Here is a 12,700-nt window from a genome sequence, read left to right as displayed (position 1 = left end):
TGCCCTCGGGCGCTGCCGTGCCGCTACGGTTCGGCGTGCTGGTACGGCAGCCGCGGCCGCTCAGCCCGAGGTGCCGGGCGTGGTGCCGAAGCGGCGCCGGTAGGCGCCGGGGCTCAGGCCGACGATGCGGGTGAAGACCTTGCGGAAGGCGCCGGGGTCGGCGTAGCCGACTTCCCAGGCGACCCGCTCGAGCGGCAGGCGGCTGGCCTGCAGCAACTCGCGGGCGCGGCCGACGCGGATTCGCTGGCAGTAGTCGGTGGTGGTCATGCCGGTGGCCTTGCGGAAGCGGCGCAGAAAGGTGCGCTCCTCGAGGCCTGCGCGCTGTGCCAGTGCTGCCAGCGCGACTTCCTGCGCGGCATTTTCCTGCAGCCAATGCTGCACCGCGAGGATGGCGCCGTCGCCGTGGTTCAGCCGGGGCGCGAAGGCGCTGTAGTAGCGCTGCTGGCGGCCGGGGGGATCGATCACCAGCATCTGCGCGGTGTCGATCATCGCCCTGGCGCCCAGGTAGCGGTCGACCAGCCGCAGGCCCAGGTCGGTCCAGGCCATCAGGCCGCCGGCGGTGATGATGTCGTCGGCATCGATGATCAGCTGGTCGGCGTCCAGGCGCACGTCCGGGAAGCGCGCCCTGAAGCCTTCGGCGTGCAGCCAGTGGGTGGTGACGGTGCGCCCGGCCAGCAGGCCGGTCTCGCCGAGCAGGAAGGCGCCGGCGCAGACCGAGGCCAGCCTGACACCCGTGTCGTGCTGCTGGCGCAGCCAGTCGCGATAGGGGCGCGCGGCCTCGGCGGAGATCGGTGCCCGCAGGCTGGGCGGCAATATCAGCACGCTGGGCGAGCAGTCGGCACCGGGGTCCGAGTCATGGATGCGCTCGGGCCGCCGCCCGGTGTCGTCCAGCTGCCAGTGGCTGACGCGCAGGCGCGGGCGGCGCGGTTCGTCCGGCGCGCCTGCGCCTTGCTGGGCGATGCCGAACAGATCGGTCAGGCCCAGCACCGTGGCCATCTGCACGCCCGGATAAAGCACGATGCCCAGTTCGATCACGCTGTCTGTCGGCATGTGTCGGTAGCACCCTCGAAGATGTCGATCGCACCACTTCCGGGCCTTCCCGGGCTGGCTGATCATGGTTCCGCTTTCCTCAACAGCATCTTCGCAGGAGCCAGGCATGAGCAAGCGTGCAGTGGTCGTAATCGACCTTCAGAACGAATACCTCCCAACGGGCAAGCTGCCCCTGAGCGGCATCGAGGCGGCGGTCGCGAATGCGGCCAGGGTGATTGCCGATGCCCGCGCCAAGGGCATACCGGTCATCCATGTCCGTCACGAATTCGCCCATGGCGAGATGCCGGTGTTCGTCCCCGGCAGCGATGGCGTACAGATCCAGGCCGCCGTTGCCGCACAGCCGGGTGAGCCGGTGGTGGTGAAGAACTACCCCAATTCCTTCCGCGAAACCGAACTCAAGCAGTTACTGGACGAGCGAGAGGTGCGTGAGCTGGTGGTGGTGGGCGCCATGAGCCACATGTGCGTCGATGCCGGCGTGCGCGCAGCGGCCGACATGGGCTACGCGGTCACGGTCATCCACGATGCCTGCGCCACCCTCGAGCTGGAGTTCGGTGGCGTCCGGGTGCCGGCGGCGCAGGTGCACGCGACGATGATGGCGGCGCTCGGCTTCGCCTACGCCCGCCTGGCATCGACCGCCGAGTACCTCGCCGGCTGAGGCGGGCTTGCGGCCAGGGGCTGGCTCAGAACAGCCCCATGGCAACCAGGCCGGAGGCGACCGCGGCCAGCAGGCCAAGCACCACCAGCAGGCCATCGCGCGTGGTCAGCCCGACACCGATCAGGCCGATGGCGGCGAACGGCCCGCTACTGGCGAAAGGCACCAGCTCCAGCGGCGGCACCGAGCTGGCCAGCAGCAGGCAGAGCAGCGCCAGCAGGCGCGTGGCATTGCGCGTGGTAGCCCAGTGCAGGCGCGGCCGGACCACCTTGTCCAGCCGCCGCAGCAGCGGGCGCAGCTTGCTCAGGCCGCGGTCCAGCCGGTCGCCGGCCAGCTGGCGGCGGCTGAGCACCTCCGGCAACCACAGGTGCTCGCGCCCCAGCAGCATCTGGATCGCGAACAGCGCGACGATCAGCGCCAGCAACGTCGGCAGTCCGGGGATGCCGCCCGCCGGGCTGATCTCGATGAGCGCCGGGACGAACAGGAACGGGCCGAAGCTGCGCTGGCCGATCTCGTCCTGGATGTCGGCCACCGAGACCTTTTCCTGTTCCTGGCCGAGGCGGATCAGGCCGTCGACCAGGCCCTGCAGTTCTTCGCCCTCTCGTGCCATCGCTGGTCTCCGTCGCTGTGGATCAGGCGCTGCCGGGGTATTGCGCGGTCCGCAGCAGGCCGGCGAGGTGCACGGCGTTGCGCGTCATGCTGGCGGTCGCCTGGCGGACCTTGTCCGGCGTCTGCGGCAAGTCCTTGAAGTCCCGGCCCTGCATGGCTTCGCCGACCCAGTAGGTCACTGCGTTGGGCGCCAGGCTGAAGCCCAGGTCGTTGAGCCCCTGGAAGATCTGGGCCGAGACGTGGTGTGCGCCGTCCTCGTTACCGACGACCGTGGCGCAGGCGACCTTGCCGTAGGAGGGCATGCGCCCGGCTGCGTCCGTCTCGCCCAGGAAGGCGTCGAGCCGCTCCATCACCCGCTGGCAGATGCTCGACGGGTGGCCGAGCCAGATCGGCGTGCCGAGGATGAACACATCGGCGGCGAGGATCCGCCGGCGCAGCTCCGGCCAGTCGTCGCCGGCGCCTTCGTCGGAGCTGACTCCCGGCTTGATATCGAAGTCGGCCGCACGCAGCAGCTCGCCGTAGGCGCCCAGCTCGGCGAAGGCGCCGAGAACCTGGCGCAGCAGCCGCTCGCAGGAGGAATCGGCGGGCGAGGGCTTGAGCGTGCAGTTGAGGGCGAACACGGAAAGCGACATGGGCGGCTCCTGGGCGGTTGCGAGAGGCTGCACCTGTTCCGACCGCCTCCCGGCGTGGCCGGCTCCGGTGGCTGGACGAACGGTGCGCCTGCCGTCCGGCAAAAAAGCTGAACCCAGGGCGCCGCGGTCCGGTCAGTAGAAAAGCGCCGGCGTCCCGCTGTCGGTGCGAGCCGCGCCTGTGCGCTGCACCACAGGCACCTGCCACCGCATCGCCGGCCGGGACACCGCCGGCGCCATCGCTGGGGAACAAGCCATGGCACTCGCCATCCGTTTTCACGACCAGCTCGCCGATCGCCACGTCTCGTCGCTGCGCGAGGAGGTGCTCGCCGGCTTCGCCGCGACACCCAAGGCGATCGCCCCCAAGTTCTTCTACGATCGCCGCGGCTCCGAGCTGTTCGAGGCGATCTGCCTGCAACCGGAGTACTACCCGACGCGCACCGAGGAGGCGATCCTGCGCCGCGCGGCCGGCGAGATCGCCGAGCTGGCCGGGCCGGGCGCCGAGCTGATCGAATTCGGCAGCGGCGCCAGTCGCAAGGTGCGCCTGCTGCTGGAGGCGATGCGTCCGCGACGCTACCTGGGCATCGATATCTCCGAGGACTTCCTGCGCGCGAGCACCCATCGCCTGGCCGCCGACTACCCCTGGCTGGACGTGCATGCGCTGTGCGCCGATTTCTGCCAGGACCTGGCACTGCCCAGGGCCTTCCGTTGCGAGCGGCCGCTGGCGTTCTTCCCCGGCTCGAGCATCGGCAACTTCACCCCGGCCCAGGCGCAGCAGTTCCTCGCCCGGGTCTACGCGCTGCTGCCGGCCGGCGGCGGCTTGCTGGTGGGCGTCGACCTGGTGAAGGAGCGCGCCACGCTCGAGCGCGCCTACAACGATGCCGCCGGCGTCACCGCCGCGTTCAACCTGAACCTGCTCGAGCGTATCCGCCGCGAGCTGGACAGCGACATCGACCCGCGCGCCTTCGAGCACCGCGCCTGGTTCAACGCCGCGCAGTCGCGCATCGAGATGCACCTGGTCAGTCGCCAGGCGCAGGAGGTGCGCATCGAGGGGCGGTGCTTCCGCTTTGCCCGCGGCGAAAGCCTGCACAGCGAGAACTCCTACAAGTACAGCCTGGCCAGCTTCGCTGCCCTGGCCCGCAGCGTCGGCTTCGACAACCAGGCGCACTGGGTCGACCCGGCGCGACTGTTCAGCGTGCACTACCTGCGCCGCCCCGGCTGAGGCGCGCAGGCCAGCGGCACGGACGCCGTTCGCCGCAGGCAGGAGGCCGGTCCCGCCACGAGAAGAACGGAGGCCCGATGTCCGATTGCACGATCCGCTTCGACGGCAAACCGCTGACCGGCAAGGCCGGCACGCCGCTGATCGAATTCCTCGCCGGGCACGGCATCGATCTGCCCCACGTCTGCTACCACCCGGCCCTGGGCACGCCGCAGACCTGTGACGTCTGCTGGGTCGAGCTCGAAGGCGAGCTGGTGCGCGGCTGTACCCTGCAGGCGCGCGATGGGCTGGAGCTCTCCAGCCAGGCCCGGCGTGCCGGCGCCGCGCGGGAGGAGGGCATGGACCGCCTGCTGGCCAAGCACGAGCTGTACTGCACCGTCTGCGAGAACAACACCGGCGACTGCACGCTGCACAACACCGTCGCGGCCATGGACATGCCGATCCAGCGCTACGCCTTCCAGCGCAAGCCCTACGAGAAGGACCACTCCAACCCCTTCTACACCTACGATCCGGACCAGTGCATCCTCTGCGGCCGCTGCGTCGAGGCCTGCCAGAACGTCGAGGTCAACGAAACCCTGTCGATCGACTTCCAGATGGAGCCGCCACGGGTGCTCTGGGACGGCGGCCAGACCATCGCCGGCTCGAGCTGCGTCAGTTGCGGCCACTGCGTCACCGTCTGCCCCTGCAACGCGCTGATGGAAAAGACCATGCAGCCCGATGCCGGGCCCTTCACCGGCATGCCGCAGTCGCTCAAGCGGCCCCTGATCGACCTGGCCAAGGCGCTCGAACACACCATCGGCGCGCCGCCGATCACCGCCATCTCGAAGATGGACATGCACTGGCGGCAGCCGGAGATCAAGCGCACCAAGACCGTGTGTACCTATTGCGGCGTCGGTTGCTCGTTCGAGATGTGGACGCGCGACCGCCACATCCTCAAGGTGCAGCCGGTGGTCGAGGCGCCGGTCAACGGCATCTCCACCTGCGTCAAGGGCAAGTTCGCCTGGGACTTCGTCAACAGCGAGCGGCGCCTGACCAGGCCGCTGATCCGCGACGGCAGTAGCTTCCGCGAGGCCAGCTGGGACGAGGCGCTGGACCTGGTGGCGCGGCGCCTGCTGGCAATCCGCGACGCGCACGGGCCCGACAGCATCGGCTTCATCGGCTCGAGCAAGGCGAGCAACGAGGAGGCCTACCTCACCCAGAAGATCGCCCGGCTGGTCATTGGCACCAACAACGTCGACAACTCCTCGCGCTACTGCCAGAACCCGGCGACCAAGGGCCTGTTCCGCACGGTCGGCTATGGCGGCGATGCCGGCAGCATCAAGGACATCGAAAAGGCCGAGCTGGTGGTGATCGTCGGCAGCAACCTGTCGGAAAACCACCCGGTGATCGCCTCGAAGGTCAAGGCCGCGCAGAAGCTGCGCGGGCAGAAGCTGATCGTCGTCGATCCGCGTCGCCACGAAATGGCCGAGCGCGCCAACCTCTACCTGCGGCCGAATGCGAGCACCGACCTGGTCTGGGCCTCGGCGCTGTCGCGCTACCTGTTCGACCACGGCCTGGCCGACGAGACCTTCCTCGCCAGCCAGGTCAACGGGGTCGAGGAATATCGCCAGTCGCTGGCGCCGTTCACCCTGGAGTTCGCCGAGCAGGTGACCGGCATCCCGCGCGCGCAGCTGGTCGAGGCCGCCGAGCTGATCGGCCGCGCCGGCAGCGTCTGCCTGCTCTGGGCCATGGGCATCACCCAGCACAGCCACGGCGCCGACACCAGCACGGCGCTGTCGAACCTGCTGCTGGTCAGCGGCAACTATGGCCGGCCGGGTACCGGCGGCTACCCGATGCGCGGGCACAACAACGTGCAGGGGGCGAGTGACTTCGGTTGCCTGAAGAACATGTACCCCGGCTACGAGAAGGTCACCGACGAGGCCGTACGGGCCAAGTGGGCACGTGCCTGGGGCGTGCCGCCGCAGCAGCTGTCAGGCGAGGTCGGTTCGGACAACTTCCTCATGGTCCAGCAGGCCGACGCGCGCAAGGTGCGCGCGATGTACATCATCGGCGAGGAGACCGCCTTCTCCGACTCCGACAGCCACAACGTGCACCAGGCCTTCGAAAAGCTCGACTTCATGGTGGTGCAGGACGTCTTCCTCAGCCGCACCGCCGAGTTCGCCGACGTGGTGCTGCCGGCCTGCCCGAGCGTCGAGAAGGAAGGCACCTTCACCAATACCGAGCGACGCATCCAGCGCTTCTACCCGGTGCTCGAGCCGCTGGGCGACAGCCGCCCGGACTGGCGCATCCTCACCGACCTCGCGGCGCGCATGGGCCATCCCTGGGGCTACACGCATCCGCGGCAGATCATGGGCGAGGTGGCCGGCATCGCCGAGCTGTTCGCCGGGGTCAGCTACGCGCGGCTCGAGGGCTGGAAGTCGCTGTGCTGGCCGGTGGCCGCCGACGGCCAGGACACGCCGTTGCTGTATACCGATGGTTTCCACACCGACGACGGCAAGGCGGTGCTCTACCCGCTGGAGTGGAAGGCGCCGGCCGAAGGGCCGGACGACACCTTCGACCTGATGGTCGACAACGGCCGCATGCTCGAGCACTTCCAGGGCGACAACCAGACCGGGCAGGGCCTGGGCATGAGTGCGCTGTCGCCGCACTGGTTCGTCGAGGTCAGCCCCGAGCTGGCCGCCGAGCGCGGCATCGGCCAGGGCTGCTGGGTGCGCCTGACCTCGCGCCGCGGCGCCGTCGAGCTGCCGGCGCTGATCACCGGGCGGGTTGCCGGCAAGACCCTGTTCGTGCCCATCCACCAGGGCAAGCCGGGGCTCAATCTGCTCACCGGCGAACACCACGACCCGGACGTCAACACACCCGCCTACAAGGAAACCGCGGTGCGCCTGGAGGTCCTGCAGCGCGCACCGCTGGAGGCACCGCTGCCGCCCGGCAACTTCCGCCACGGCCAGCGCACGCCGAATGCCGGCGTGCCGGTCGAGGTCAAGTGGATGCGCGACGACTATGTCGAGCCGCCTGCCCATGAACAGCATCCGGAGAGTCTCTGATGGCCGAACGTATCGAGAACTATCGGGTTCGCCCGCCGAAGATCGGCGCGACTGCCGAGGACGAGCTGAACCAGCTGCTGCAGACCCTGCACGAGCGCGGGATCCTGCGTTTTGCCAATGACCTGGCCGGCTCCCAGGCCGAGGTGATGAAGGTGCTGGTCGGCGGGCTGAGCAAGCCGGGCACGCTCAATGCCATCCAGAACCTGTCGATCCTCGGCATGGCGCTGTCGCGCATCCCGCCGGAGCAGTTCTACAAGGTGGCCTTCGCGCTCCGCGATGGCTTTGCCAGCGTCGCCGGCTACCAGCCCGAGGCGCACGGCAAGGAGGCCCCCGGCGTCAGCGGCGCCTACCGGCTGCTGCACGACGACGATCTCTGGCGCGCCATCGCGCCGCTGCTGGCCGGGCTCAAGACCTTTGCCGAGGGGCTCGAGCGCGAGGTGGACAAGCCGATCAGCGCCTTCAGCGGCAAGTCCAGCGACTTCTGACCGTTCGTCGGTGTAACGCGGCCGGCGTTTCGCATCATCGCCTCCCTAGAGCGGTTCGCGTGGTGCGACACGGCTGACATGCAGCGGCATGGCGCGCCCAGGGGAACTCACCGGGCGCTGGTGTGTCAGTCACCACGGACCTGCGGCTGGCCGACCGGCGGCCGCCCCGCGCCAAGGCATGGCCTGGCTGTGTCCGATCTTCGCCGACCCGGCCCGCGGCCGGCTCGTTTTCGTGCCCTGCGCGCCGCCGATCACGGCGCCGGCTCCAATCATTCCAAGAAAGTTACCCATTCGAATGCGCTCTGAACTGCTTTCCCATTCTTTTCGCAGCCGCTGCGCCCGCTTGCGCGGCGGGCTGCTGGCGGCGCTCGTTGGCGCCAGCCTGCTCGGTGGCCACGCCCAGGCCCAGCAAGGCGACAACGCGCGCTGGGTCAGCGACCGGCTGACCACCTACGTGCGCAGCGGCCCCACCGATGGCTACCGCATCGTCGGCACCCTCACCTCGGGGCAGAAGGTCGAACTGCTGCAGACCCAGGGCGACTACAGCCAGGTGCGCGGCGAATCCGGCGACCAGGTGTGGATCCGCAACGCCGACCTGCAGGAAGTGCCCGGCCAGGCCGAGCGCCTGCCGCAGCTGGAGGCCGAGGTGACCGACCTGCGCGACCAGCTCAGGACCATCGATGACAACTGGAAGAACCGCGTGCAGGGCATGCAGGAGACCCTCGACTCGCGCAAGGCGCTGGTCGACGAGCTCGAGGCGCGCAACCAGGGCCTGAGCGAGGAACTGGTCGAAGCCCAGTCCGCGCTACGCGAGGCCCAGGCACAACTGGGCGACGAGAACAAGCAGGTGCTGATGACCTACATGGTCTACGGCGGCAGCATCGCCGGCGCAGGCCTGCTGGCCGGGCTGATCCTGCCGCTGATGTTCGGCCGCCGCAAACGCAACGACCGCTGGTTCTGAGGCGAAGGGCTCAGCCGGCCGACGGCTGGGCCTGCGCCGACGGTACGGGCTGGAAATACAGCCGCTCGCCGCGCCCGAGCCCGACGAGGCCGGGATGGTCGTGGCCGACTTCCGCCTCGATCGGCTCGTGGTGCCCGGCCAGCCTGAGCGTGACCCGGGTGAGCGCGCCCAGCGGGCGGATGCCGTGGACCTCGCCGGCGAGAAAATCCGCCTGCGGCTCGCGCGAAAGCCTCACCTCATGCGGGCGGAACAGCACGCTGCGCTGTTCGTCCAGCTGCAGCCGATTGGCGTCGCCGAGGAAGTGGTAGACGAACTCGCTGGCGGGGTTGGCATACACCTGCGCCGGCGTGCCGATCTGCTCGATCACACCCTTGTTCATCACCACGATGCGATCAGCGACCTCCATTGCCTCCTCCTGGTCGTGGGTGACGAACACGGAGGTCAGGTGCACGTCCTCGTGCAGCCGCGCCAGCCAGCGGCGCAGTTCCTTGCGCACCTTGGCGTCCAGCGCGCCGAACGGCTCATCGAGCAGCAACACCTCTGGCTCCACTGCCAGCGCGCGAGCCAGGGCAATGCGCTGGCGCTGGCCACCGGAGAGCTGTTCGGGGTAACGGTCCGCGAGCCAGTCCAACTGCACCAGATTCAGCAGCTCGTGCACCTTGGCGGCGATCACCGCTTCGCTCGGGCGCAGCTTCTTCGGCTTCATGCGCAGGCCGAAGGCCACGTTGTCGAACACCGTCATGTGGCGGAACAGTGCGTAATGCTGGAAGACGAAGCCGACGTTGCGGTCGCGCACATCGCGGCTGGAGACATCCTCGCCATGGAGCACGATGCTGCCGCTGTCCGGCGTTTCCAGTCCGGCGATGATGCGCAGCAGGCTGGTCTTGCCGCAGCCGGACGGGCCGAGCAGGGCGACCAGTTCGCCGCTCTGGATGTGCAGGTCGATCGCCTGCAGCGCCTGGAACTGGCCGAAGCGCTTGTTGACGTCACGGACTTCGATACTCATGGCTGTGCTCCGGTTTTCAGGCGCGCGATGCGCGATTCGCTCCACTGCTTGAGCAGCAGGATCACCAGCGCCAGGGCCAGCAGCAGGCTGGCCACGCTGAACGCGGCGACGTGGTTGTATTCGTTGTAGAGAATCTCGACATGCAGCGGCAGGGTGTTGGTCAGCCCGCGGATATGCCCGGAGACCACCGACACCGCGCCGAACTCGCCCATTGCCCGCGCGGTGCAGAGCACCACGCCGTAGATCAGGCCCCATTTGATGTTCGGCAGGGTGATGTGCCAGAACATCTGCCAGCCGCTGGCGCCGAGCAGCCGCGCGGCTTCCTCTTCGGTACTGCCCTGCTCCTGCATCAGCGGGATCAGCTCGCGGGCGACGAAGGGCACGGTGACGAACAGCGTCGCCAGGATGATGCCGGGCACGGCGAAGACGATCTGGATATCGCGATCACTCAGCCACTCGCCGAAATAGCCCTGGGCGCCGAACAAGAGCACGTAGATCAGGCCGGCGATGACCGGGGAGACCGAGAACGGCAGGTCGATCAGGGTCACCAGCAGGCTCTTGCCGCGGAACTCGTACTTGCTCACGCACCAGGCGGCGGCGACGCCGAACACCAGATTGAGCGGCACCGAGATGCCCACGGCAAGCAGGGTGAGCTTGAGCGCGGCCAGGGCATCGGGCTCGAGGATAGCCGTGAAGAAGGTGCCGACCCCTTGCTTGAAGGCTTCGCCGAGGACGATCAACAGCGGCAGCAGAAGGAACAGCGCGAAGGTCAGCCAGGCCGCGCCGATCAACAGGCGGCGGGCCGTTTGCTTGCCGCGACGGGTAGTGGTGGCGCGGGCATCCGCCGACACGGGCAGGGAAGCGGTAGTCATGCTGGCCTCCTCAGCCGTGGGCAATGCGGCGCTGCAGCAGGTTGATCGCCAGCAGCAGGATGAATGACACCGTAAGCATCAGCACGCCGATGGCCGTGGCGCCGGCGTAGTCGTACTGGTCCAGCTTGACCATGATCAGCAGCGGCAGGATCTCGGTCTTCATCGGCATGTTGCCGGCGATGAAGATCACCGAGCCGTACTCGCCGACGCCGCGGGCAAAGGCCAGGGCGAAGCCGGTCAGCCAGGCGGGCAGCAGCGCTGGCAGCAGCACATGGCGAACCACCTGCAGCGGACGCGCGCCGAGGCAGGCCGCGGCTTCTTCCACTTCACGCGGGATATCGGCGAGCACCGGCTGGAGGGTGCGCACCACGAAGGGCAGGGTCACGAAGGTCAGTGCCAGGGTGATGCCCAGCGGGCTGTAGGCGATCTTGAAGCCCAGGTCGGTAGCGAGCTGGCCGATCGGTCCGTTCGGCGCGTACAGCGCGGTCAGCGCAATGCCTGCCACCGCGGTCGGCAGGGCGAAGGGCAGGTCTATCATCGCCTCGATGATCTTGCGGCCGGGGAAGCGATAGCGCACCAGCACCCAGGCCAGCAGCGTGCCGATCACGCCATTGAGCACGGCGGCAGCGAAGGCGGTGCCGAAGCTCAGCTTTAGCGCCGCCAGCACGCGCGGCGCGCTGACGATGGCGATGAACTGCGCCCACGAGAGTTCGGTGGTCTTGAGAAACAGCGCACCCAGGGGAATCAGCACCAACAGGCTGAGGTACACCAGGGTGTAGCCCAGCGTCAGCCCGAAGCCGGGTATGACGGAGGTAGATCGACTAGACATGTTCGAGGCTCGGTCGGTTTGGCAGTTGGAAGCCGGAAGCGGGAGGACCGTAGGGTGGAAAACTCGCGAAGCGATTTTCCACGCGCATCAAGCCCGGCCTGCCGTATGCAAGCCAGGGCCTCGGACGCGTGGATGGCTGCGGCCATCCACCCTACGAACTCGATCGGTTTGGAGTTAAAAGCTGGAAAACCGTAGGGTGGAAAACGCGCGAAGCGCTTTTCCACGCGCCTCACGCCCGAGCCTGCCATATGCAGGCCAGCGCCTCGGACGCGTGGATGGCTTCGGCCATCCACCCTACGAATTTCCGCTTACTGCGCCTGGTAGATCTGGTCGAAGATCCCGCCATCATTGAAGAACTTCGGTTGTGCGGCTTTCCAGCCACCGAAATCCCCGTCGATGGTGACCAGCTTCAGCGCCGGGAACCGGTCCTTGAATTCGGCCGCCACGGCCTCGTTGCGTGGCCGGTAGAAGTTCTTCGCCGCGATGCGCTGGCCTTCCTCGCTGTACAGGTAGTTCAGATAGGCCTCGGCTAGCGCCCGCGTGCCCTTGCGTTCGACGTTCTTGTCCACCACTGCCACCGGTGGCTCGGCAAGGATCGACAGCGAAGGCGCGATGATCTCGAAGTTTTCACCGCCCTGTTCCTTCAGGGCCAGGAAGGCCTCGTTCTCCCAGGCCAGCAGCACGTCGCCGATGCCGTTGTTGACGAAGGTGACAGTCGAGCCGCGGGCGCCGGTATCGAGCACCGGCACATTCTTGTAGAGCTTCTCGACAAAGGCCTGGGCCTGCTGCTCGTCGCCGAATTTCTGCTGGGCGTAGGCCCAGGCGGCGAGGAAATTCCAGCGTGCGCCGCCGGAGGTCTTCGGGTTCGGCGTAATCACCTCGACGCCCGGCTTGACCAGGTCGTCCCAGTCCTTTATGCCCTTCGGATTGCCCTTGCGCACCAGGAACACGATGGTCGAGGTGTAGGGCGTGCTGGCGTCCGGCAGGCGGGTCTGCCAATCCTCGGGGATCAGTTTGCCGAGGCGATGCAGCTCGTCGATATCGCCCGCCAGTGCCAGGGTCACCACATCGGCGCGCAGGCCGTCGATCACCGCGCGGGCCTGCTTGCCCGAGCCGCCATGGGACTGCTGAATCTTGATCGGCTCATGGCCCTGGGCCTGCCAGTGCTTGTTGAAGGCGTCATTGAATTCCACATAGAGCTCGCGCGTCGGATCGTAGGACACGTTGAGCAGGATATCGGCGGCCAGTGCAGGGCCGGCGATCAGCGCGCTCGCCAGGGCGGCGAGGGCGAAGCGACGAATGGACATGGTGCAGCTCCTGAAAAACTGATTGGGTAGGGGT

Annotated in this window: 12 protein-coding genes; 5 read left to right on the top strand and 7 right to left on the bottom strand. The window is 68.1% G+C overall.

What is annotated here, in order from left to right; genetic code table 11:
- Nucleotides 1–60 precede the first annotated feature (60 nt).
- The gene (locus L3N39_RS13940) at nucleotides 61–1,050 is read right to left on the bottom strand and encodes a GlxA family transcriptional regulator (protein WP_237258052.1); all 990 of its coding nucleotides are present in this window, start codon (nucleotides 1,048–1,050) and stop codon (nucleotides 61–63) included.
- Between the two features lie 106 nt (nucleotides 1,051–1,156).
- Here L3N39_RS13940 and L3N39_RS13935 point away from each other — a divergent pair, with 106 nt between their 5' ends.
- The gene (locus tag L3N39_RS13935; protein WP_237258051.1) at nucleotides 1,157–1,705 is read left to right on the top strand and encodes a cysteine hydrolase family protein; all 549 of its coding nucleotides are present in this window, start codon (nucleotides 1,157–1,159) and stop codon (nucleotides 1,703–1,705) included.
- A gap of 25 nt (nucleotides 1,706–1,730) precedes the next feature.
- On the opposite strand, the gene L3N39_RS13930 is transcribed toward L3N39_RS13935, so the two are convergent.
- Nucleotides 1,731–2,312, bottom strand: coding sequence for an exopolysaccharide biosynthesis protein (locus L3N39_RS13930; protein ID WP_237258050.1), 582 nt, complete (start codon nucleotides 2,310–2,312; stop codon nucleotides 1,731–1,733).
- A gap of 22 nt (nucleotides 2,313–2,334) precedes the next feature.
- Complete coding sequence (locus tag L3N39_RS13925; protein WP_237258049.1) at nucleotides 2,335–2,943, bottom strand: flavodoxin family protein; 609 nt, start codon at nucleotides 2,941–2,943, stop codon at nucleotides 2,335–2,337.
- Nucleotides 2,944–3,196: 253 nt separating this feature from the next.
- On the opposite strand from L3N39_RS13925, the gene egtD reads away from it, so the two are divergent.
- The 4 genes from egtD (at nucleotide 3,197) to L3N39_RS13905 (ending at nucleotide 8,652) form a co-directional block, all read left to right on the top strand.
- Complete coding sequence (egtD, locus tag L3N39_RS13920) at nucleotides 3,197–4,162, top strand: L-histidine N(alpha)-methyltransferase (protein ID WP_237258048.1); 966 nt, start codon at nucleotides 3,197–3,199, stop codon at nucleotides 4,160–4,162.
- 77 nt (nucleotides 4,163–4,239) lie between these two features.
- On the top strand, nucleotides 4,240–7,206 hold the full coding sequence (fdhF, locus tag L3N39_RS13915; protein ID WP_237258047.1) for a formate dehydrogenase subunit alpha: 2,967 nt from the start codon (nucleotides 4,240–4,242) through the stop codon (nucleotides 7,204–7,206).
- Nucleotides 7,206–7,691: a helical membrane plugin domain-containing protein gene (locus L3N39_RS13910; RefSeq protein ID WP_237258046.1), complete on the top strand. Its 486-nt coding sequence runs from the start codon at nucleotides 7,206–7,208 to the stop codon at nucleotides 7,689–7,691. Before fdhF ends, L3N39_RS13910 begins: the two co-directional genes overlap by 1 nt.
- A gap of 295 nt (nucleotides 7,692–7,986) precedes the next feature.
- Nucleotides 7,987–8,652, top strand: a complete 666-nt coding sequence (locus L3N39_RS13905; RefSeq protein ID WP_237258045.1) for a TIGR04211 family SH3 domain-containing protein — start codon at nucleotides 7,987–7,989, stop codon at nucleotides 8,650–8,652.
- 10 nt (nucleotides 8,653–8,662) lie between these two features.
- Here L3N39_RS13905 and L3N39_RS13900 read toward each other — a convergent pair whose 3' ends face one another.
- The 4 genes from L3N39_RS13900 to L3N39_RS13885 form a co-directional block, all read right to left on the bottom strand.
- Entirely contained in the window at nucleotides 8,663–9,658 is a 996-nt protein-coding gene (locus L3N39_RS13900) for a sulfate/molybdate ABC transporter ATP-binding protein (protein ID WP_237258044.1), read from the bottom strand.
- Nucleotides 9,655–10,530: a sulfate ABC transporter permease subunit CysW gene (gene cysW, locus L3N39_RS13895; RefSeq protein ID WP_237258043.1), complete on the bottom strand. Its 876-nt coding sequence runs from the start codon at nucleotides 10,528–10,530 to the stop codon at nucleotides 9,655–9,657. The genes L3N39_RS13900 and cysW overlap by 4 nt, the downstream gene beginning before the upstream one ends.
- A gap of 10 nt (nucleotides 10,531–10,540) precedes the next feature.
- On the bottom strand, nucleotides 10,541–11,359 hold the full coding sequence (gene cysT, locus L3N39_RS13890; protein WP_237258042.1) for a sulfate ABC transporter permease subunit CysT: 819 nt from the start codon (nucleotides 11,357–11,359) through the stop codon (nucleotides 10,541–10,543).
- Between the two features lie 308 nt (nucleotides 11,360–11,667).
- On the bottom strand, nucleotides 11,668–12,666 hold the full coding sequence (locus tag L3N39_RS13885) for a sulfate ABC transporter substrate-binding protein (RefSeq protein WP_237258041.1): 999 nt from the start codon (nucleotides 12,664–12,666) through the stop codon (nucleotides 11,668–11,670).
- Nucleotides 12,667–12,700 lie beyond the last annotated feature (34 nt).

Source organism: Pseudomonas oligotrophica, assembly GCF_021726475.1.
In the GTDB taxonomy this organism is placed as follows: Bacteria; Pseudomonadota; Gammaproteobacteria; order Pseudomonadales; family Pseudomonadaceae; genus Stutzerimonas; species Stutzerimonas oligotrophica.
This window is presented reverse-complemented; position numbering and strand designations above follow the sequence as displayed.